The following is a 19682-nucleotide window of genomic DNA, read 5'->3' as shown; positions in this document are numbered from 1 at the left end:
GCCTTACCTCGGTCCAATTTTCGTCATTGCCGGGCTTGACCCGGCAATCCATCGAAATAAAGGCAAATTGCTTGATCGGGGACGCAATAAACCCTCCGTCGTCATTGCGAGGAGCGCTTGCGACGAAGCAATCCATTCTTTACGCGGTAAGATGGATTGCTTCGCTTTGCTCGCAATGACGGGGCCTCGGGTCACACCCGTCCCCTCAACGCAACGCCGATTTCATCCAGCACCTTTGGATCCTCGATCGTCGCGGGCATCGTCCATTCCTCGCCGTCGGCGATCTTCTTGATGGTGCCGCGCAAGATCTTTCCCGAGCGCGTCTTCGGCAGCCGTGCCACCGTGATCGCGAGCTTGAAGGCGGCGACGGGGCCGAGTTTTTCGCGCACCAGCGCCACGATCTCCTTTTCGATCTCGGCATGGTTCTTGGTCACGCCGGCCTTGAGCACCAGGAAGCCGCAGGGCACCTCGCCCTTGATCGCATCCTTGATCCCGAGCACCGCGCATTCGGCGACGTCGGGGTGGGATGCCAAAATCTCCTCCATTCCGCCGGTGGAGAGTCTATGCCCGGCGACGTTGATGATGTCGTCGGTGCGGCCCATCACGAAGACATAGCCGTCCTCGTCCTTGTAGCCGGCGTCGGAGGTTTTGTAATAGCCGGGGAATTCGGTGAGGTAGGCTTCCCGAAAGCGATCGTCCTGCTGCCACAGCGTCGGCAGACAGGCCGGCGGCATCGGCAACTTGATCACGATCGAGCCCATGGTGCCCGCAGGCACGGGCTTTGAGGCTTCATCGACCACGTCGACCTGATAGCCCGGCATCGGCACCGTCGGCGAGCCGTGCTTCACCGGCAGCATGCCCAGGCCCACCGGATTGCCGGCGATGCACCAGCCGGTTTCGGTCTGCCACCAATGGTCGATCACCGGCACCTTCAATTGCTGCTCCGCCCATTCCACCGTCGGTGGATCGGCGCGCTCGCCGGCCAGAAACAGCGTGCGGAATTTTGACAAATCGTATTGCCGGATGAACTTTCCGTCCGGGTCTTCCTTCTTGATGGCGCGGAACGCGGTCGGCGCGGTGAAGAAGGCAACCGCGTTGTGTTCGGAGATGACGCGCCAGAAGGCGCCGGCATCCGGCGTGCCGACCGGTTTGCCCTCATACATGATCGAGGTCGCGCCGTGAAACAGCGGTGCGTAGACGATGTAGCAATGCCCGACCACCCAGCCGATGTCGGAGCCGCACCACCAGACCTCGCCGGGCTTGACGCCGTAGAGATTGAACATCGACCACTTCAGGGCGACCAGATGCCCACCATTGTCGCGGACGACACCTTTCGGGATGCCCGTGGTGCCGGAGGTGTAGAGGATATAGAGCGGATCGGTGGCGAGTACCGGCACGCAATCGGCGGATTTTTTCGCCGCCATGGCCTGAGCGCGCAACTCTTCCCAGTCGTGATCGCGTCCGGCGACGAGTTCGCATGATTGCTGCGGCCGCTGCAAGACGATGCAGGCTTGCGGCTTGAAGCTGGAAAGTTTTATGGCCTCATCCAACAGCGGCTTGTATTGCACGATACGGCCGGGCTCGAGCCCGCAACTCGCCGAGAATATCAGTTTTGGCTTTGCATCTTCGATCCGGGTCGCCAGCTCCTTCGCGGCAAAACCACCGAATACCACCGAGTGCACCGCGCCGATCCGCGCGCAGGCCAGCATCGCGATGACGGCTTCCGGCACCATCGGCATATAGAGGATGACGCGGTCGCCCTTTGTCACGCCGAAATCGGCCATCACGGCGGCGAGCGTTTTCACGTCATGCAACAGCTCGGCATAGGTAAATTTGGTCACGCGGCCCGTGAGCGGCGAATCGTGGATCAGCGCCACCTGATCAGCCCGCCCACCCGCGACATGGCGGTCAAGCGCGTTGTAGCAGGTGTTGACCACCCCGCCGGTGAACCAGCGGCCGTAAGGCCCCGTGGTGGGATCGAAGATCTTCTTTGCCGGCTCGATCCAGTCGATCTCGCGCGCCGCCTCGGCCCAAAAGCCCTCGGGATCCCGCAGCGAGCGTGCGTGGACCTCGTGATAGCGGCTATTGCTCCGGATGTTCATGGCGCCCTCCCGGCCGTCGAGTCGGCACCCTTTATCCGTCTTGGCCGGGCTTGTCCCGGCCATCCACGTCTTCACGCCTCGAGGCAAGAAAGACGTGGATGGCCGGGACGAGGCCGGGCATGACGGCGCTGGTCGGCCATCGACTTGCTAACCGCCATTGTCACGGGAAGCGGCGGGAGATCAAGCCGGAAACAGCTTCGCCGTTCGGCCAAACCCTACGGCCGGGCGATGGTATTGAGCTTTTCCAGCCGCTCCGCCATGGCCTGGCGCAGGTCATAGCTATGGCGGCCGAAAGACGCGTTGCGCTTCTCGATAAAATCGCGCTGCTGCTGGGTCAGCGCCAGCGCCGCGCGATGGCTGTCGGCTTCCGCGCTCGCGATCGCCCTCAAAAATACGTCGTTGATGTCGCGGTCGAGCCGGGCGAGGCCGGGATCGGCGCAAATCGCCTTTTCCACCGGACGCTTGGCGGTGGCGCAATTGAAACTCGGCAAATTTGTCTGGGTGGTCAGCGCGCCCAGCCGTTCGACTTCGAGCGCGATCTGCTGGTAGTTCTCGGCGGCGGTTTTGTCCGAGGGATTGAGGCGGACCGCCTCGGCGTAATCCTGCATCGCGCGGGCGCGGTCGCCCTTCCCGCGCCATGCCGCGCCGCGGTTGTTGTAAGCGCGCTGAAACGTCGAATCCAGTCTCACAGCCGCATCGTAATCCGCGATCGCGCGGTCATAGTCCTTGATTGCCTGATACGCGTCGCCGCGGTTGGTCAGGAATTTCGCCTCGGGACGGATTTTTATCGCTTCGTTGTAATCGACGATCGCCTGCTTGTAGTCGCCATTGCCGGCGAGGCTCAGCCCGCGATTGTCAAAGAATTCCGGCTGCGACGGATCGATCCGGATCGCCGCGGTTTCATCGTCGAGCGCGCGTTCGATGCGGCCAAGCTTTTTGTAGGCCGCGCCGCGGTTGGTGTAGCTCCGCGCCCGGTTCGGTTCGAGACGGATCGCTTCATCGTAATCGGCGATCGCCTTCTGATACTCGCCCTTGAAATACCAGGCGGCGCCGCGGTCCGAAAACGCCTGCGCGAAATCGGGCTTCAGCCGCAGCGCCTCATCATAGTCTTGGATGGCGCGATCGTACTTGCCGGCATTGTTGAAAACATTGCCGCGGCTTTCGTAGCCATTGGCATTGTCCGGCTCAAGCCTGATGGCCTGGTTGAGCGATTCGAATGCCGCCTCCTTCTTGCCGCTGGTGCGAAGGATTTCGCCGCGGGCGCGAAAGGCCCGCGCCCGGTTGGGATCCCTGGCAATGACCGCGTCGATCTCGGCCAATGCCTTGTCGGTCTGGCCGTTGCCATGGAGCGCGGCGGCACGGGTGACCATGGCATCGAGACGGTCGGCCTCCGGCGTCGCCGGATTGTCGATCAGCGCGCTGCAGCTTGCGATCAGTTTTGCAGGCGCCGCAACCGTTAGCGCGGCGCAAATGACCGGCGGCTCGGCGGCGGTTTCAGCGCTGGCGGCGCTGGAAGACAGGACAATGATGGCAAAGGCCGCGCTTGCGGCAAACGGCGAAACAAATGATCGCATGACGGCTCTCAAAATACTGGCGTGCTTCGCGGCAATCCCGCGCCTAGAGGCTTTGTCGCCGCGGCATTCCCCGAGGTTCGAAAGCGGGCCGTTTGCCGGGACGCTGCCGTTCCCGCAGCTGTCGCGGTCTAATACCCGTCGACGCCCACCAGACTTTCGAACCGCTGCTTCATGGCCTTGCGCAGGTCGTAGTCCGGCCGGCCGAATAAGGCATTGCGGCGGGCGAGAAAAGCGTCCTGTTCGCGCTGTATGGCACGACGGAGGCGCGGAGTTTTCGCTTCGCGGACCACCCAGATATTCACGGTATGGATACCGCGGTCGAGCTTGGCAAGCTCCGGATCGGCGCAGATCGCCTTCTCGACCGCGCGTCTGGCAGTTGCGCAATTGAAGCTCGGCGTGTTGTTGACCGCCATCTGCGCACCGAGCCGCTCCAGTTCCAGCGCCAGCGACTTGTAGTTGGCGCGCGCCGCCTCGTGCTGCGGATTGAGTTTCAGGGCGGCGCCGAAATCGGCCAGCGCCTTGGGCCGGTCGGCCTTGCGGTACCAGAGTTCGCCGCGCGTGTTGAAGATATCGGCAAGCGTGGGATCGAGCCGCAGCGCCGTGTCGTAGTCGCCGATGGCGCGGTCGATCTGATCCTTGCGGTCATAAGCGCCGCCACGCGCGATCAGCGCCCTGACGCGGTCGATCTTCAAGGTTTTTTCGTTGTCGATCAGCGCGCCGCAGATGGCGATGATCTTGTCATCATCCTTCGCCGTGGCGGCGGCTTGGCACGGCGCCGGATCGACCAGCGGGTCGGTGGTGGGCTCGGCGCCGGTCGCGCCGGCGGATTGCGGCAGCGTCGTCCACACCAGCGAGGCGAGCACGGCGTTCCGGATCAGGATGGTGAAGATATTTTGCATCGATTTTCTTCCAGCGCATCGCCTTTCATATCGGAGCGGATATTGCAAGACCAGGTGAGTTCCGATCGGCACTGCCGTGAGATTTGCGCCACCATCGACATACGCGCTTTAATGCTAGAATTGATCCGATATCGAGCCCCCACGGGATGCAGGATTTGACGACATTTGAATGGCTGATCGGCTTGTTGCTCGGCGCGGTGCTGCTGTCGGCGCTGGCCCGGCGGATCATCGGGCTCCAAGGTCCAGGACGGACCTGACGGCGCGAAGGCGAGCAGCATGCCGCCAAGCGCGAGGAACGTCGGGTAGGGTACCTTGCGTGGTGCGGCATGCGCGGCATCGTCACGCTGGCGGCGGCGTTCGCATTGCCCGAGGGTTTTCCCTATCGCGATCTCATTCTGTGGACGGCATTCGCCGTGGTGCTGGGATCGCTGGTGATTCAGGGCCTGACGCTGCGGCCCTTGATCACCGCGCTGCAGTTGAAGGACGACAATCCGGTCACCATCGAAGTCGGACGCGCCCGCGCCGCCGCCTATCGCGCGGCGCTGGAGGAAATCGACGGCGACCCGTCGGAAGAAGCCGAGATTCTCCGGCTCGAATACCGCGCGCTGCTGATGCGCGCGAAAACCGATCCCGATGGCGCGGTCCCGACCGGGGAATTGCCGGCGGACCCGCTGCGGCGGCGCGCGATCGCCGCCGCGCGGCGGGCAATCATCGCGCAGCGCGAGCCGGAAACGATCGGCGACGACGCCTTCCATCAGCTCGAGGAAGAGTTCGATCGCGCCGAACTGAGCGCGCAGGGATAGTCGTCGTCGTTGCGAAAGCATTTGAGTCGCCACAGACGCTTCCCTCATCCTGAGGAGCCGCGCGTTGGCGCGGCGTCTCGAAGGATGGGCCACGGGCCTCATGGTTCGAGACGGCGCGAGAGCACCTCCTCGCCATGAGGGGAGAGAGCTAACCCGCCTTCAGCGTGACGCCGCCATCGACGACGAGCTCGATGCCGGTGATGTATTTCGATTCATCGGAGGCGAGGAACAAAGCGGCGTTGGCGACGTCCCAGGCGTCGCCCATATGGCCCATCGGCACCTGCGCGTCGCGCGCGCGCCACATCGCCTCGACGTCGCCCTTGGCGTAGCTCGCGGCCAGCCCCGCGGAGTGCTCGACCATCGGGGTCTTCATCAGTCCGGGCAGGATCGCGTTGACGCGAATATGTTTTGCGGCGAATTCGACCGCCGTGGTGCGGGTCATCTGGTTCATCGCGGCTTTGGTCGTGCCATAGCTGACATAGGAAATGCCGAGATGGCGGATCGAGGCGATCGACGAGATATTGATGATCGAGCCGCCGCCCTGCCGCGCCATCACCGGAATGACGTGCTTCATGGAAAGGTACGCGCTTTTCAGATTGACCGAAAATACCCGGTCCCAATCGGCTTCCGACACCTCGACCACGCTGCCCATCTCGGCGATGCCGACATTGTTGTCGAGCACGTCGATGCGGCCATAGGTTTTCAGGCATGAGGCGACCATCGCCTCGATATCGGCGGCGCGGGACACGTCGGCCGTGAAGGCGGTCGCCTTGCCGCCTTCGGAAGCGATGATCGCAACCGTCTCCCTTGCGGCGGCCTCATTGCGATCGACGCAAAACACCTGCGCGCCCTCGCGCGCAAAGGTTACCGCGGTCGCCTTGCCATTGCCCCAGCCCGGCCCGATCGAGCCGGCGCCGACCACCATCGCTGTCTTGCCCTTGAGCCGTTCCATCGACTTCTCCCTGTTTTATGATTTGTTGTCGTAAGGGGGATTGCATGCGCTCATCTTTATGACATTTGCCGCGACCCGATGTCCAAAGATCTCCGACAGCGTCCGGCAATGCCCCTCGCTGCATAGCCGCCATTCGCCCGCCGCGCCGGAATTGGCCAGCACCAGTTCCGGCATTGCCGCGCGCGCAGGTCTCCACTGAAACCAGCCATCGACAAGCCGCGCCTCCGGCGGCGGCTCCATTCCGGCGCCAAAACCCTTCACCCTCGCCTGCACCAATTCCAATCCTTTTGGCGTGACGCGCCAGTCTTCCTGCCAATCGGTCTTTTCGATCGAATGGGTCCAGGCCAGCGTGAAAGCCGCGATCGATAGCGTCTTCACGACGCCCAGGTAAGTGAGGCACAGGCTCACGCGGTCACCACCGCGGCACGCGGGCGCTGCCGCCATTGCCACAGCACGATCACAACCGTCAGCGCGAAGCCGACCGTATCGCTGAAGCGAAAATCGCCAAGCAAACAAAGCGCCGCGATCAAGGCAACGCCGCGTTCGGCCAGCGACATCTTCGCAAACAGAAATCCGATCGCCATCATGCCGAACAACCCGATCGCAACCAGCGCCTTGAAGGTCGCGAGCGCCACGGCGCCGTAGAATCCGAGTTGCGCGGCCATGGGATCGCCGGCCTGCAGCATCAAGGCCGGCGAATAGACGAAGACGAACGGAATGACATAGCCGGCGAGCGCGATGCGCATCGCCTCCCAGCCGATCTTGTCGGGGCTTTCCCTCGCAATGGGTGCGGCCGCCAGCGCCGCCAGCGCTACCGGCGGCGAGAGATCGGCCATGATGCCGTAGTAGAACGCAAACATATGGCTGACGATCAGGGGCACGCCGAGTTTTGCAAGTGCCGGCGCGGCAAGAGCGGCGGTGATGATGTAGGTCGGAATGGTCGGGATGCCGGTGCCGAGCAGGATCGACAGCAGCATGGTCATGACCAGCGCCAGGAACAGGCTTTTGGCGCCGAGGCCGATGACCCAGCCGCCGAACAGGGTCCCGACGCCGGTCTGCGTCAGCATGCCGATGATGGAGCCGACAATGGCGCAGGCCATGCCGACGGTCAGCGCCGATTTGGCGCTGTCGGCAAGCGAATCGCGGCAGGCCACGAGGCTCGCCCGGCCGCGGCGCGAAAACGCCGCGATCGCGATGAGCACGCCGACCACGCCCGCTACCGGCACGATCTCGAGCCCGTTGCGCGACACCGCGGCGACCACGAGCGCGAGCCCAATCCAGAACCCATATCGCAGCCCAGTTTCGGAAAGACCGAGCGTGATGCTGGCGCCGAGGATCAGCGCCACGGTCAGCGCCAATCCGATGCTGCCGGCGTAAAGCGGCGTAAAGCCCTGGAACAGCATGTAGACCAGGGCCGCCAGCGGCAACACCAGGTACCAGCGCGCCACCAGCGCCTTCCAGGCGCTCGGGATTTCCGAGCGCTTCATGCCGGTAAGGCCATGCTTGCCGGCTTCGAGGTGCACCATCCAGAACGCGGAAGCAAAATACAACGTCGCCGGGATCAACGCGGCCTTGACGATGACGGAAAAGTCGACGCCGAGCGTCTCCGCCATGATGAAGGCGACCGCGCCCATCACCGGCGGCATGATCTGTCCGCCCATCGAGGCGGTGGCCTCGACGCCGGCGGCAAAGGCGCGGCGATAGCCGAACTTGATCATCAGGGGGATGGTGAACTGGCCGACGGTGACGACATTGGCGATGCCGGAGCCCGAGATCGTTCCCATCAGGCCCGATGCGAACACCGCGACCTTGGCAGGTCCGCCGCGGGTGCGGCCGAACAGGCCGAGCGAGACATCGGTGAACAATTGGATCATCCCGGCATGTTCGAGAAACGAGCCGAACAGGATGAACAGGAAGATGTAGGTTGCCGAGACATAGATCGGCACGCCATAAAAGCCTTCGGTGCCGTAGGACAAATGGGTGATGATTTGATCGAAATCATAGCCGCGATGGTTGAACGGCGCCGGCAGATGCTGGCCGAAGAACCAGTAGAGAATGCAGGCGCCGCACATCAAGGGCAGCGCAAGGCCCATCAGCCGCCGCGTGCCCTCGAAGATCAGGGCCGCGAGCAAGGTGCCGACCACGAGATCGAGCCGGGTCGGATCGCCGTCGTGCGCGATCAGGTCGGCGTAGAAGATCCACTGATAGAGTCCGCACAAAAATCCGGCGCCGCCGATCAGCCAGCCGGCGGCACGGCCGGTATTGCCTTTGGCGGTGAAGTTGCCGGAGAGCCCAAACGTCATCAGGATCAGGAAGCCGACGTGAACGCCGCGCACCACCTGGCTCGGCAGATAGTTGAAGGCCGCGACATAGAGTTGGAAGGAAGCAAAGGCGATGCCGACCGCATAGGCCAACTTTCCCCAGCCGCCGGGGCCAAAGCCTGCCGGGAAGCCGTGCTCGAAATGATCGAATTTGACGTTCGCGGCCGCCTCGGTGCCCTCAGCCTGCAGCATTCTTGTCCCCCGCGCCCGTATCGAGCGGCGCTTATTATCTCTCGCGCACCGGCCTCAATTCGTCATGCGCGGGCATAGTCGTCCGAAGGACGGCGTCGCTTCCGCTCGCCTATGCCCGCGCATCCATCAAAAAATCAAGTTTTACTCAAAAAGATGGATGGCCGGGGCATCGGCGTGAAGACGCGCTTTGCGCTTTTGCCCCGGCCATGACACTCCAAATTAATTAGCCCCTACTTAATCAGACCTTTTTCCCTGTAATAACGGATCGCGCCGGGGTGCAGCGGCACCGGACCGCCCGCAGCCGCGGTCGCAAGTTTGATCTCCTTGCCGGCGGCGTGGGCGTTGGCCAGCTCCGGCAGCGACTCGAAGATCAGCCGGGTCATCTTATAGGCGAGGTCGTCGGAGACGGCGGAACTGGTCACCAGATAATTGATGATGGCCGCGGTCGGAACGTCCTTGTCCTGGCCGGAATAGGTATTGGCCGGGATAGTCTCGGCCACGAAGGGCGGCCCGACCCTGTCGACCACCTCCTTCGGCACCGACACCAGGGTGATGTCGACCGAGGTGCTCAGATCCTTCAGCGAGGCCACCCCGAGGCCGGCGGATTGCAGCGTCGCGTCCAACTGGCGATTTTTCATCAGGTCGATGGATTCGGCGAACGGGAGATATTCGACCTTGCCGAGATCCTTGTAACTCAAGCCCGCGGCGGCAAGGATTGCGCGCGTATTGAGTTCGGTGCCCGATTTTGGCGCGCCAACCGAGAGGCTCTTGCCCCTGAGATCGGCGAGCGTCCGGATGCCGCTGTCGGATGTGGCGACGATCTGGATATAGTTCGGATAGATCGCGCCGATGGTGCGCAACCGCTTGAGTTTTGACTTGAAGCCGGCGTCTTCGTCGCCTTCCCAGGCGGCTTTCAGCGCATCGCCCAGCGCAAACGCGATCTCGCCGCGGCCCTGCTGCAGCATATTGAGATTTTCCACCGACGCCTTGGTGGCCTGCACCTGCGTCCTCACGTTCGGAATCTGGTCAGAGTAGATTTTTCCGATCGCGACGCCGAGCGGATAATAGACGCCGGAGGTGCCGCCGGTCAGCACGTTGATGAAGGCTTGCGCCCGGGTCGCAGGCGCTGACAGCACGGCCACCACCGCAACGGCAACGGCCGTCAATCTTGAAAACATGAAAAATATCCCCTTGAAAAATATTCCCCTGAAATTGGACGGACCAAAGCCCGGGGTCAACCCTCTCCGGCCAAAGGCAGGGTTGCGGTTGCATAAGCGTCTCGGATCACCCCGACGCGGCCGCCGTTCGCTCTGGCAACAACGCGGCCGCCCGCGTAATCTGAAAATCGCGAACCCGGCCATCAGTGGCGGGTTCAATCCGGGAGAACGCCACAATGCCTGTTAATCGCGCAGCTAAATTGTCCCTGGCAGCAGCCATCCTGCTCTGCGGCTCGAGCCTCCAATCCGTGCAGGCAAAGCCGTTCATGATCGTCGGCCTTGATGAGAAAGTCTGGTGGGACGATGACGGAAAGACCATCCTGTCGGCGCCCGGCAAGGACCAGGTCCTGATCGTCGATCTTGCCAATCCCGAAGACCCCAAGACCGTCGTTAGCCTGCCCCTGAAGAATTCGATCGTCGGACCGCCGGTCAACCTCGACATCGACCCAACGGGCTCGGTCGCGCTGGTGGCGGATTCGGTCGATGTCGTTAAAGACGGCGATGCGCTGAAACAGGTGCCGGACAACAAGCTCTATGTCATCGACCTCAAGGCGAGCCCGCCCAAACTGGCGGCAACCGTCACCGTCGGCAAGCAGCCCTCGGGCCTGAGCATCTCTCCCTCCGGCAAGATGGCGCTGGTCGCCAATCGTGGCGACAACACGGTCAGCGTACTCTCGCTCGATGGCACCGACGTCAAGGTCACCGACACGCTGACATTCCCGGACAGCGTCGCGCACGTCCTGTTCACGCCCGACGGCAAGCGGGCGCTGGCGGTGCGATTCCCCGCGCACAAGGTATCGCTGCTCGATGTCGCGGGCGACAAGGTGACCTACAGCAAGATCGATTTGCCGACCGGGCAGTGGCCCTACAATGTCGTGGTGACGCCCGACAGCCGTCTTGGGCTGACCAACGACAATGGCGGTGCCGGCTCGTCGGACGGCAGCGTCGATACGGTGAGCGTGATCGATCTCGAGGCCAACCCGCCGCGCATCATCGACCGCGTGGTGGTCGGCGACGGCCCGGAAGGAATGGCGATGTCGCCGAACGGCGATCTCGCGGTCTCAGCCATCCTGCGCGGCTCCAACATGAAGAAAGCCTTCTTCTACCAGAAGAACGGCAGCCTCTCGATCTTGAAAATCGACGGCAAGAAAGTGACCAAGACGGAGGATATCGAACTCGGCGGATTGCCGGAGGCGGTGTTGTTCACGCCTGACGGCAAGTACATCCTCGCCGGCAATTTCATGACAGAGGATTTCTCGATCCTGAAAGTCGACGGCGGCAAGGTCACCGACACCGGCAAGCGATTCAAGGTGCCGGGCCATCCGGCCTCCGCGCGCATGGGGCATTGAACGAGACGAACGGAGCCTCAGACCAACTCAAGAAACAGCCAAGGGAATGAGGTTTTCGTAATCGGGTCGTCATGCCCGGCCTTGTGCCGGGTATCCACGTCTTTGCTGCAACTAGCAAGAAAGACGTGGATGGCCGGGACGAGCCCGGCCATGACGAAAACCCGAATCAGACTTCAATTCGGCCAGAGCAATCAATTAAACGTCATATCCAGGCATTTCGAGATGTCGGAGCCGAGGCCGGAGGAGATGGTGATGCAGCCGCGGACTTTTTGCGCGGTAGAGTCGGCTGCCCACACCGAATAGCCGCCGGGACCGAAAAACGAATTGGTGTTCGGCGGCTCGGTTTCGGTGGCGTCGAATTGGTAATTGGAATCGGTCTCGAAGATGCGCGGTCTTTTGCTGCAGCCGCCATCGGTCTGGACGTTGATCACTTCCTTGTTGTCCCGCGTCAGCGCCAGCGAGACCTGGCAGCGGAAATATTCCGAGGTCTTGACGTTGAACAAATAAGCGTATGACTTGCAGGTCGCGGTGTTGAGTTTTCCGGCGGCAAGGCCGCGGCTGCAGGAAATTCTCTGGTTGTTGGAGAGCTTGAATTCGTCCGCCTGGGCCGCAGGAACCAGCGCCGCGAACGACAACGCGACGCCCAAACAAATTTTCATAACCTGGTTCATCCGAATCATCCCCCTAACCTATTTTGTCGACACCGCTTCTAGACTGAAAGTGGAACATAGTCGCCAACCGGCATGCGGGAAATCACAAAGTCTCACATCGTGTGCGCTGCGGCGGAATGCGTGAATGGGGATCGTCATATTGACGCGGCAATGACGTTCGTGATTTGTTCAAAACGGGACGACCAATTTTTAGCGGGGATGGATGATGACGAGATTTTCGAGCAAGATTCTTTTGATGGCCAGCCTTTTGATGGCGACCGCCATCGGTGCGCCGGCGACTTCGGCCTTCGCGCAAGCCGCAGCACCGACGCCGTGGGAGCTGAAGCCGGACCTGGGCTATGGCTACGACAAGGAAGGCAAGACGTTTTCCTACAAGATGGGCACCAACAATGCCGGCCTGCTCTTGAAGGGCGCCAAGAAGGTGCCCAAGGGCACGCTGTTCTTCATCGGCCAGAACGGCCAGCTCTACATGCGCACCGGCCCGTTCCTCGAGGGCGACGGCAAGTTCATGTTCGGGCCGAATTAGAGGGGGCTATTTTCGGTGTCATCATCCGCCACCGGGTCTCGCCTCCGGCGAGCCCGATGACAGGCTCCAGCGGATGATCCAGTACGCAGCGCCGCCCGAGGTCTTATTCCGACGTAGCCGATTACTGGATGCCCCGCCTTCGCGGGGCATGACGGCTTTGGTTGCAGCGAAAGCTAAAACGCCGCCGCTAATTCCTTGGCGCCCGGCAGGTTGCTCATCGAGTCCATCCTTGAGTCGGTCACCGCCAACAGTTTTGCAACTGAGTTGTGGTGGATCGCCACCGGGTTGCGTTCGTAGCCGCCGCGCTGGAAGAAATTCGAGGTTGGGACCTGCTCGCGCATCGCTAGCGGCATCGTCACCATGTCGAGCCCGGTGCCGTCGCCGGTCAGGTTCATCATCTCCAGTTCAGCGGCGGAGAGCGGGCGCATATACCCCTTGGCGCGCGCGAAGATCACCGAGGTCAGGAGCTTGTGGGTCTGCAACATCGGCCCGACGTCGATATCGAGCACCATCGCATGCAGCGCCCAGCCCTGCGGCGTATCGCCGATCCTTTCGTGCTGCGCCCACTCGTCCGGCACCGAACGCGCCAGTGCCACCATTTTTTTCAGCACCGCGATCTTGTGCTCCATGTTTTGCCGCGCGGCACCTGACAGACCCGCCGCCCGCTCCGTCAGCAACTTTATGAATTCGTGCCCCTGCTCGGCGAGCAGTTCGACGGTGTTGGTGGTCAGAAGCTGGTTGTAGCCGATCGCCGTCGAGATCGCGTGCGTTCCGTGAAAACCCGACTGCGAGGCGTGGGTGCCATTGCCGCCGGTCTCGAACGCATAGACCCGCACCGCCTGCTCGCGCGTCAACCCCGCGGCGGAAGCAAAGCTTGCATAGGCCCGCTTGAATTCGAGTTCGCTGGTGGGCCGCTGCGGCGTCCACTGGAAATGATCGGCGGCAGCTTTCAGGAGATCGGCGACCACGGGAATATATTTGCGCTCGCGGCGGGGCTCGCGCGGTTCCTCGGCCTCGGGCTGCGGGTTCACCGGCCGCTTCGGCCCGGTATAGACCGGCGGCTGGGTCAGCACATAATCATCGAGGGCGATCGCCTGGTGCTCGCGCCGCTTGGCGTTGCGGCCGCGGCGTTTCTCGGCGATCGAATTCCAATAGGCGCCGGCCTCCTCCTCGAACGCCGCGCGCGCCGCGAGGTATTCCTTCAGCTTGCGGCGATATTCCGCGAGCGCCGGTGGCGAAGCCGCCTGCGCCATCGCTCCCGCGGTGGCCGCGGGCAGCACCGTGGTGTCCGTCGCCAGAGCCTGCGGCGCGATCACGAGCAGCGCGAGCGCGAAATAGGGGAAGTATCGAATCGCATGAGGGCGCATGGGATTCTCTTAGCAAGCGCTGATGGCTTAAGTCAGCCCCGAAACGTTACGGATTAGGGCTTACTTCCAGGCGAACACCGGCTGTTCCAGCTCGGCGACGCGGGTATCGCGGCCCGCGAGCACCTCGCGGAACTGATAGATCAACGCCGCGGTCGGCGCGTGGATAAGCCGGCCCGCATGGTGAAACCGGATCACCCGCCGCGTGCTTTCGGGGATGGCGACGAAATCGAACGCGTCAGGCCGTTCGATCTGATCGAGCGCGATGCGATGCACCGAGGCGACTTCGGCGGGGTTCGGAGAGATCGCGGCCCTCGTGCCCGCCCACACCACCACAGGCGTGATGAGATAGCCGGAGCGGGTCGGATAATCGTCGAGCAGGCCCAGGACGTCGTCGGGTGTAAGCGCAAGGCCGAGCTCTTCGGCAAGCTCGCGTAAGCCCGCCTCGATTTGGGTTTCGCCGGCGTCGCAGCGTCCGCCCGGCAGCGCCCATTGGCCACGATGGGCGCGCAAGCCCGCCGCGCGCAAGGTCAACAACAGCGCCGTGCCGCCCGCGCCATCCTCGGCCTCGACCAGCGCGATCGCGACCGCGGCCCGCTTCAGCGCCGGCGCCGGCGCCGGCGCGCTTGCCGGCAAGCGCGTAAACGCCGCGCAGCGCGCTAAAATATTCCGCCGTGTGGCATCATCGAAGGGCCAGCCCATCCGGCTTGACTACACCACGTGAGCGTTTGATGAAATGATTGATAGGTGGTCCCTGCGCAAGCAGGGACCCATACGCCGCGGACGCGCTTGGGGCACGATAATAACCGGCTTTGCACCTCACGAGCGCCGGTGGTTATGGGTCCCTGCTTTCGCAGGGACGACAATGGAGGGTGTAATTTCTGCGCAATCGAAAGACGACAAAATAACTGCCGCGGACAAGCTAAAAGCCTCCGGCTGGAGCATCGCGGATACGACCGGATTCTTGAGCCTTGTCGGGCCCTTGTGGCAGCGGCTCGTCGATGGCGAGCTCGAATTTGCTATTATCACCGAGGACAAGCACCATAACCGCCGGGGCCTTGTTCAGGGCGGGCTGTTGATGACCTTCGCGGACCGCAGCTGCGGCATGACGGCGCGACATGTCTCGGGCAAGCAGACCTTGGCGACGGTGCAGCTCGACACCCATTTTGTCGAGGCCGGCAAGATCGGGGAGATTTTGGTGTCAAAGCCGCGCGTGGTGCGCTCGACCCGCAGTCTCATTTTCGTGAGCACCGAGGTGAAGGTCGACAAGCGCTGTATCGCGATGGCCAATGGCGTGTTTAAGATATTAAAGAACGAGTGAGGGGGTTGCCTTCTTCACCTCTCCCCGCCTGCGGGGAGAGGTCGCCGCGCTCTTCGCGCGGCGGGTGAGGGGGAGTCACCGCAGTAATGGTCTTCGGAATTTGCGGAGACAGCCCCTCACCCCAACCCTCTCCCCGCAAGGGCGGGGCGAGGGAGCGCAGCTCGAGCTGTTTTTGAAAGGACCCATCCGATGCAATATCGCAACCTCGGCCGCAGCGGCTTAAAAATTTCGCCGATTTGCCTGGGCACCATGATGTTCGGCGGCCCGACCGATGAGGCGACGTCGGGGCGGATCATCGCCAAGGCGCGCGAGGCCGGCGTCAATTTCATCGACACCGCGGATGCCTATAATGGCGGCAATTCCGAGCACGTGGTCGGCCGCGCCATTTCCAACAACAGGCACAATTGGGTGCTGGCGACAAAACTCGCCAACCAGATGGGTGAGGACCCCAACCGCGGCGGGCTGTCGCGCCGCTGGGTGCTGCAGGCCGCGGATGAAAGCCTGAAGCGGCTCGGCACCGACTACATCGACATCTATTATCTGCACAAGGAAGACCATTCGACGCCGCTTCACGAGACCGTGCGCGCGATGGGCGAACTGATCCGAGAGGGCAAGGTGCGCTATTTCGGCGTCTCGAATTACCGCGCCTGGCGCGTCGCCGAAATCTGCAACATCTGCGATGACCTCGGCATCGACCGCCCGGTGGTCAGCCAGCCCTATTACAACGCCATGAACCGGATGCCCGAGGTCGAGCATTTTCCGGCCTGCAATTTTTACGGCCTCGGCATCGTGCCCTATAGCCCGCTGGCGCGCGGCGTGCTGACCGGCAAATACCGCCCCGATGCCGCGCCCGACAAGGAGACGCGCGCGGGCCGCAAGGATACCCGCATGATGCAGACCGAGTGGCGGCCGGAATCGTTAAAGCTGGCGCAGGAGATAAAGCAGCACGCCGAGGCAAAAGGCATCACCGCCGGACAGTTCGCGGTGTCATGGGTCCTGAACTCCGCGTTCGTGTCAGGCGTGATCGCCGGCCCCCGCACCGAGGAGCAGTGGGACGACTACATCCGCGCGCTCGACTATCGCTTCACGGCCGAGGACGAGGCGCTGGTGGACCGGCTGGTGGCAAGCGGGCATCCGTCGACGCCGGGGTTCAATGATCCGGCGTATCCGATCGAGGGGCGAAGGGCGCGGACGGCGGGGTGAGCGAGAGGATCGCTCGGGGGTCACTCGGGGGTCACCAGGCAACTACGGCGCCGGTGCACTGCTTCCGCACACGAACAGTGCGCTCTTGCCACACCCCACGGTATCAGATGATCACCTTGGTGGGGGTAGGGAATCACCCTGACGACAAACGCGTTAAAGCTGTATTCAACCGTGAGAGCGCTGGGGTTAGCCTTCGCAAACCACCTGATATTTCCAGCTTCCGCAGCGGTCTGCAAAAAAGAGATTCTCGAACCAGGGAGCAACCACATGGACATCAGTCGTCGTACCATGCTCACCGACATTCTGCCTGGTGCCGCCGTTGCTATTGCGGGCGTCGCTACGGTCGGCTGGGTCATCGCGCCAGGAGCCGCTGACGCGATCCCATTGGGCATCGCCAAGAACGGCGCTAGAGTCGACGAGCTAGTGCAGAGAGCGCAGGTCGTTGTTGTTAATCCGCGTCGCCGTCGTCGCCGGCGATGGGTTTGCTGGTGGCACAGGGGACGTCGCGTCTGCGGCTGGCGATAATGGTCAAGGTACTCCTCACCGCCGGCGCGCTCCTAAGACAGCCCGCGAGAGCTCCTCAGGGCGCGCGATAGGCTTGGAGAGCTTGGTCTGAAGGCAAAGCAGAATGAACGCAAGGCAATAGCGACGGGTCTCCTGCTGTTGAGAAGCTGCGATTGAGAACGCGTTATGAGGGCACCTTCGACCGAGCCTGCGGGAGTGGGACGAATCGAGATGAAATTGCGCAAGGTATCGCAGCTATTCAACACGCTGGATCCGTCTCCATTCCGGGAAAGTGACCTCGCGCTACAGGCCGAAGATTACATTGTCGATCGCGCTCTGGAATTGCCGTCGAACATCCCAATCGAAATTGTCATCCATCTCCCGTCGGACGAGCTTTTGCAGGCCTCTGAATTCGACATTGCAAGCACGATCAAGGATTATTTTGGCCTTCGCAGGCAGGCTGTATCAAGGGAGATGGGTGAGTTGTTCAAGACCGGGCGACTGTCACTCGTTGTCGGCCTTGCGATTCTTTCCGTTTGTCTGTTGCTCGGTTGGCTTTTCGGGCAAAGGATGAGAGAGGATCCTCTCTCCCAAATCCTGACCGAGAGCTTTCTTATTCTTGGCTGGGTTGCGATCTGGAAGCCATCGGAAATCTTTCTCTATGCCTGGCCTCCGATTGCCGCCCGCCGGAAACTTTTCCTCCGCCTGTCTGAAGCGACCGTTGTACTCGATGGCAAGCCCGCCACGTGATGATCGTCGGCCTTGATCGATTCTCCAGATCGACCGTGTGCAGCATGCCGGCAATCGTTCGAGTTCAAGCGCTGACGGACATCGCCACTTGATTGTCTTCGACATGCACGCAAGAGGGAACGAATGACATCAAAAGAAATATCGTTCTTCACGACCGCTGTTGGTACTTTTCTTCTCGCTACCTGGCATGACCGCACACAAGCTATGCCGCTCATCAAGCCGAATACGATCGTCGTTGAAAAGATGGCGATTGAAGCTCAGTGGCGGCACCGGCACCATCAATTGCGTCGGCAAAGCAGGCAGCAACTAAACGACGATCACCGGCGTCCGGGTGATCAGGCCGGCACCAATCCCACAAAGAGATGACGGGCGGCCCTGCAAATCGCATCGTGATGTAAGCTGTTCGGCAGGAGTGTACCGATACGAGACTCGAAGAATCGGAGCGTGCATGACCGCATCGTCAAATTCATCCGATCAAAAACTCTCGCGCGGCGCGCTCATCGCGCTTGTTGTTGGATCGATGGTCGGCTCGGGCATCTTTGCCCTGCCCTCATCATTCGGCCGCGCCACCGGAGGCCTGGGTGCTTTGATTGCCTGGGGCATCGCGGGCGTCGGAATGCTGATGCTCGCCTTCGTCTTTCAGACGTTATCCCGGCGCAAGCCAGATCTGGACACAGGCATCTACGCCTATGCCAAGGCGGGCTTTGGAGACTATCTCGGCTTTGCGTCGGCGGTGGGCTACTGGACCGGGTGCTGTCTCGCCGACGTCGCTTGCCTTGTGCTGATCAAGGCGACGCTGGGACAGTTCTTTCCAATCTTTGGCGATGGGACGACACCCACCGCGATCGCTGCGGCGTCCGCGCTGCTGTGGGGCGTGCATTTCCTGATCCTTCGCGGCGTCAAGGAAGCCGCCGCACTCAATACGGTTGCGACCTTCGCCAAAATCGTGCCGATACTTCTCTTCATCGTTATTGTCATATTTGCATTCAAGGCCGACATCTTTGCGCAGAATTTCTGGGGCGGCGAAGAACCGACCTTCGCGAATGTGTCAAATCAGGTCCGCAACACGATGCTGGTCACCGTCTTCGTTTTCGTGGGGATCGAAGGCGCAAGCGTCTACTCGCGCTATGCAAGAAACCGCGACGACGTGGGGATCGCAACGGTTTTGGGTTTTCTTGGAGTGCTCTGTCTGCTCGTCCTGGTCACGATGCTGTCGTATGGCATTTTATTGCGTCCGGAACTGACATCGCTCGCTACCCCTTCGATGGCAGGCGTACTGGAGGCCATCGTAGGACCATGGGGCAAGATATTCATCAGCGTCGGCCTCCTCATTTCCGTCCTCGGCAACTACCTGTCCTGGTCGCTGCTCGCCGCTGAGGTCCTCCACTCTGCGGCGGTAAATCGCACGATGCCGTCTTTCCTTGCGCGTGAGAACGCCAAAAAAGTTCCCGCCGGGGCGCTGTGGCTGACAAATATCGTCATACAGGTTTTCCTGCTTGTCACTTATTTCGCGGAGTATGCATTCACGCTCGCGCTGAAGATGACGAGCTCGATGACGCTCATTCCCTATCTGCTGGTCGCTGCCTACGGGCTCAAACTCGCATGGACCGGAGAAACCTACGCAGCCGACCCACGTAGCCGTGCCATCGACTGGATTCGCGGAGCGATTGCGACGATCTACGCGGCCGGCATGATCTACGCCGGCGGCGCAAAGTTTCTGCTGCTGTCGGCGCTTCTCTATGCGCCCGGAACGGTTTTATTTGTTATTGCGAGGCGCGAGCAGAAGAAGACTGCCTTTACACTTGTTGAGGGGCTCCTGTTCGGAGCTATCCTTGTCGCGGCTGCCGTCGGCCTTTACAGTCTCGTGACGGGCACTATTTCGATCTAGGGAGTTGTGAGATACAATCGGGTATTTCGGTTTGGGGAGGGGGACT

Annotated in this window: 17 protein-coding genes and 1 pseudogene; 8 read left to right on the top strand and 10 right to left on the bottom strand. The window is 61.9% G+C overall.

Annotation, left to right across the window (positions count from 1 at the left end):
• Window positions 1-191: 191 nt before the first annotated feature.
• From B5526_RS23485 to B5526_RS23475, 3 genes are all read right to left on the bottom strand, one after another.
• The gene (locus tag B5526_RS23485; protein ID WP_079542095.1) at window positions 192-2102 is read right to left on the bottom strand and encodes a propionyl-CoA synthetase; all 1911 of its coding nucleotides are present in this window, start codon (window positions 2100-2102) and stop codon (window positions 192-194) included.
• A gap of 215 nt (window positions 2103-2317) precedes the next feature.
• Window positions 2318-3676 carry a tetratricopeptide repeat protein gene (locus tag B5526_RS23480; RefSeq protein ID WP_079542092.1) on the bottom strand — a complete coding sequence of 453 codons (1359 nt, stop codon included), beginning with the start codon at window positions 3674-3676 and terminating at the stop codon, window positions 2318-2320.
• Window positions 3677-3804: 128 nt separating this feature from the next.
• On the bottom strand, window positions 3805-4575 hold the full coding sequence (locus B5526_RS23475; protein ID WP_079542090.1) for a hypothetical protein: 771 nt from the start codon (window positions 4573-4575) through the stop codon (window positions 3805-3807).
• Window positions 4576-4886: 311 nt separating this feature from the next.
• Here B5526_RS23475 and B5526_RS23470 point away from each other — a divergent pair.
• Window positions 4887-5378, top strand: a pseudogene (locus B5526_RS23470) (sodium:proton antiporter); the annotation flags it as partial.
• 148 nt (window positions 5379-5526) lie between these two features.
• On the opposite strand, the gene B5526_RS23465 reads toward B5526_RS23470, so the two are convergent.
• The 4 genes from B5526_RS23465 to B5526_RS23450 form a co-directional block, all read right to left on the bottom strand.
• A complete protein-coding gene (locus tag B5526_RS23465) occupies window positions 5527-6330 on the bottom strand; it encodes an SDR family NAD(P)-dependent oxidoreductase (protein WP_079542088.1) in 804 nt (267 codons plus the stop codon).
• Between the two features lie 15 nt (window positions 6331-6345).
• A complete protein-coding gene (locus tag B5526_RS23460) occupies window positions 6346-6738 on the bottom strand; it encodes a DUF1850 domain-containing protein (RefSeq protein WP_079545240.1) in 393 nt (130 codons plus the stop codon).
• Window positions 6735-8843 (bottom strand): TRAP transporter permease, encoded by a 2109-nt coding sequence (locus B5526_RS23455; protein WP_079542086.1) that lies wholly within the window; start codon window positions 8841-8843, stop codon window positions 6735-6737. Before B5526_RS23455 ends, B5526_RS23460 begins: the two co-directional genes overlap by 4 nt.
• A 230-nt stretch (window positions 8844-9073) precedes the next feature.
• Complete coding sequence (locus B5526_RS23450; RefSeq protein WP_079542084.1) at window positions 9074-10021, bottom strand: TAXI family TRAP transporter solute-binding subunit; 948 nt, start codon at window positions 10019-10021, stop codon at window positions 9074-9076.
• A gap of 215 nt (window positions 10022-10236) precedes the next feature.
• On the opposite strand from B5526_RS23450, the gene B5526_RS23445 reads away from it, so the two are divergent.
• Window positions 10237-11409, top strand: coding sequence for a YncE family protein (locus tag B5526_RS23445; RefSeq protein WP_244562041.1), 1173 nt, complete (start codon window positions 10237-10239; stop codon window positions 11407-11409).
• A 191-nt stretch (window positions 11410-11600) separates the two neighbouring features.
• Here B5526_RS23445 and B5526_RS23440 read toward each other — a convergent pair whose 3' ends face one another.
• A complete protein-coding gene (locus B5526_RS23440; RefSeq protein ID WP_079542082.1) occupies window positions 11601-12080 on the bottom strand; it encodes a hypothetical protein in 480 nt (159 codons plus the stop codon).
• Between the two features lie 205 nt (window positions 12081-12285).
• Between B5526_RS23440 and B5526_RS23435 the strand changes: the two genes are divergently transcribed.
• Window positions 12286-12606, top strand: a complete 321-nt coding sequence (locus B5526_RS23435) for a hypothetical protein (protein ID WP_079545235.1) — start codon at window positions 12286-12288, stop codon at window positions 12604-12606.
• A 173-nt stretch (window positions 12607-12779) separates the two neighbouring features.
• Here B5526_RS23435 and B5526_RS23430 read toward each other — a convergent pair whose 3' ends face one another.
• Window positions 12780-13973 carry a hypothetical protein gene (locus tag B5526_RS23430; RefSeq protein WP_154071409.1) on the bottom strand — a complete coding sequence of 398 codons (1194 nt, stop codon included), beginning with the start codon at window positions 13971-13973 and terminating at the stop codon, window positions 12780-12782.
• Between the two features lie 60 nt (window positions 13974-14033).
• Window positions 14034-14672, bottom strand: coding sequence for an NUDIX hydrolase (locus tag B5526_RS23425; RefSeq protein WP_079542080.1), 639 nt, complete (start codon window positions 14670-14672; stop codon window positions 14034-14036).
• Window positions 14673-14835: 163 nt separating this feature from the next.
• On the opposite strand from B5526_RS23425, the gene B5526_RS23420 reads away from it, so the two are divergent.
• The 5 genes from B5526_RS23420 to B5526_RS23400 all read left to right on the top strand — a co-directional run bounded on the left by B5526_RS23420 (window position 14836) and on the right by B5526_RS23400 (window position 19636).
• On the top strand, window positions 14836-15291 hold the full coding sequence (locus B5526_RS23420; RefSeq protein ID WP_079542078.1) for a PaaI family thioesterase: 456 nt from the start codon (window positions 14836-14838) through the stop codon (window positions 15289-15291).
• Between the two features lie 189 nt (window positions 15292-15480).
• Window positions 15481-16494, top strand: a complete 1014-nt coding sequence (locus B5526_RS23415) for an aldo/keto reductase (protein ID WP_079542076.1) — start codon at window positions 15481-15483, stop codon at window positions 16492-16494.
• Window positions 16495-17229: 735 nt separating this feature from the next.
• Window positions 17230-17748, top strand: coding sequence for a hypothetical protein (locus B5526_RS23405; protein ID WP_079542074.1), 519 nt, complete (start codon window positions 17230-17232; stop codon window positions 17746-17748).
• Window positions 17749-17871: 123 nt separating this feature from the next.
• Window positions 17872-18114, top strand: a complete 243-nt coding sequence (locus B5526_RS37840; protein ID WP_154071407.1) for a hypothetical protein — start codon at window positions 17872-17874, stop codon at window positions 18112-18114.
• 82 nt (window positions 18115-18196) lie between these two features.
• Window positions 18197-19636: a basic amino acid/polyamine antiporter gene (locus B5526_RS23400; protein WP_079542072.1), complete on the top strand. Its 1440-nt coding sequence runs from the start codon at window positions 18197-18199 to the stop codon at window positions 19634-19636.
• Window positions 19637-19682: the final 46 nt, after the last annotated feature.

This window comes from Bradyrhizobium lablabi (assembly GCF_900141755.1).
Lineage (GTDB): Bacteria > Pseudomonadota > Alphaproteobacteria > Rhizobiales > Xanthobacteraceae > Bradyrhizobium > Bradyrhizobium lablabi_A.
Note: the sequence above shows the minus strand (reverse complement) of the source record. Positions and strands in the feature narration are given on the sequence as shown.

Bases quoted from the DNA above. Each gene is read 5' to 3' on its own strand.
- B5526_RS23485 (WP_079542095.1), bottom strand. From the start codon at position 2,102: ATGAACATCCGGAGCAATAGCCGCTATCACGAGGTCCACGCACGCTCG.
- B5526_RS23480 (WP_079542092.1), bottom strand. From the start codon at position 3,676: ATGCGATCATTTGTTTCGCCGTTTGCCGCAAGCGCGGCCTTTGCCATC.
- B5526_RS23475 (WP_079542090.1), bottom strand. From the start codon at position 4,575: ATGCAAAATATCTTCACCATCCTGATCCGGAACGCCGTGCTCGCCTCG.
- B5526_RS23465 (WP_079542088.1), bottom strand. From the start codon at position 6,330: ATGGAACGGCTCAAGGGCAAGACAGCGATGGTGGTCGGCGCCGGCTCG.
- B5526_RS23455 (WP_079542086.1), bottom strand. From the start codon at position 8,843: ATGCTGCAGGCTGAGGGCACCGAGGCGGCCGCGAACGTCAAATTCGAT.
- B5526_RS23450 (WP_079542084.1), bottom strand. From the start codon at position 10,021: ATGTTTTCAAGATTGACGGCCGTTGCCGTTGCGGTGGTGGCCGTGCTG.
- B5526_RS23445 (WP_244562041.1), top strand. From the start codon at position 10,237: ATGCCTGTTAATCGCGCAGCTAAATTGTCCCTGGCAGCAGCCATCCTG.
- B5526_RS23440 (WP_079542082.1), bottom strand. From the start codon at position 12,080: ATGAACCAGGTTATGAAAATTTGTTTGGGCGTCGCGTTGTCGTTCGCG.
- B5526_RS23435 (WP_079545235.1), top strand. From the start codon at position 12,286: ATGACGAGATTTTCGAGCAAGATTCTTTTGATGGCCAGCCTTTTGATG.
- B5526_RS23430 (WP_154071409.1), bottom strand. From the start codon at position 13,973: ATGCGCCCTCATGCGATTCGATACTTCCCCTATTTCGCGCTCGCGCTG.
- B5526_RS23425 (WP_079542080.1), bottom strand. From the start codon at position 14,672: ATGGGCTGGCCCTTCGATGATGCCACACGGCGGAATATTTTAGCGCGC.
- B5526_RS23420 (WP_079542078.1), top strand. From the start codon at position 14,836: ATGGAGGGTGTAATTTCTGCGCAATCGAAAGACGACAAAATAACTGCC.
- B5526_RS23415 (WP_079542076.1), top strand. From the start codon at position 15,481: ATGCAATATCGCAACCTCGGCCGCAGCGGCTTAAAAATTTCGCCGATT.
- B5526_RS23405 (WP_079542074.1), top strand. From the start codon at position 17,230: ATGAAATTGCGCAAGGTATCGCAGCTATTCAACACGCTGGATCCGTCT.
- B5526_RS37840 (WP_154071407.1), top strand. From the start codon at position 17,872: ATGACATCAAAAGAAATATCGTTCTTCACGACCGCTGTTGGTACTTTT.
- B5526_RS23400 (WP_079542072.1), top strand. From the start codon at position 18,197: ATGACCGCATCGTCAAATTCATCCGATCAAAAACTCTCGCGCGGCGCG.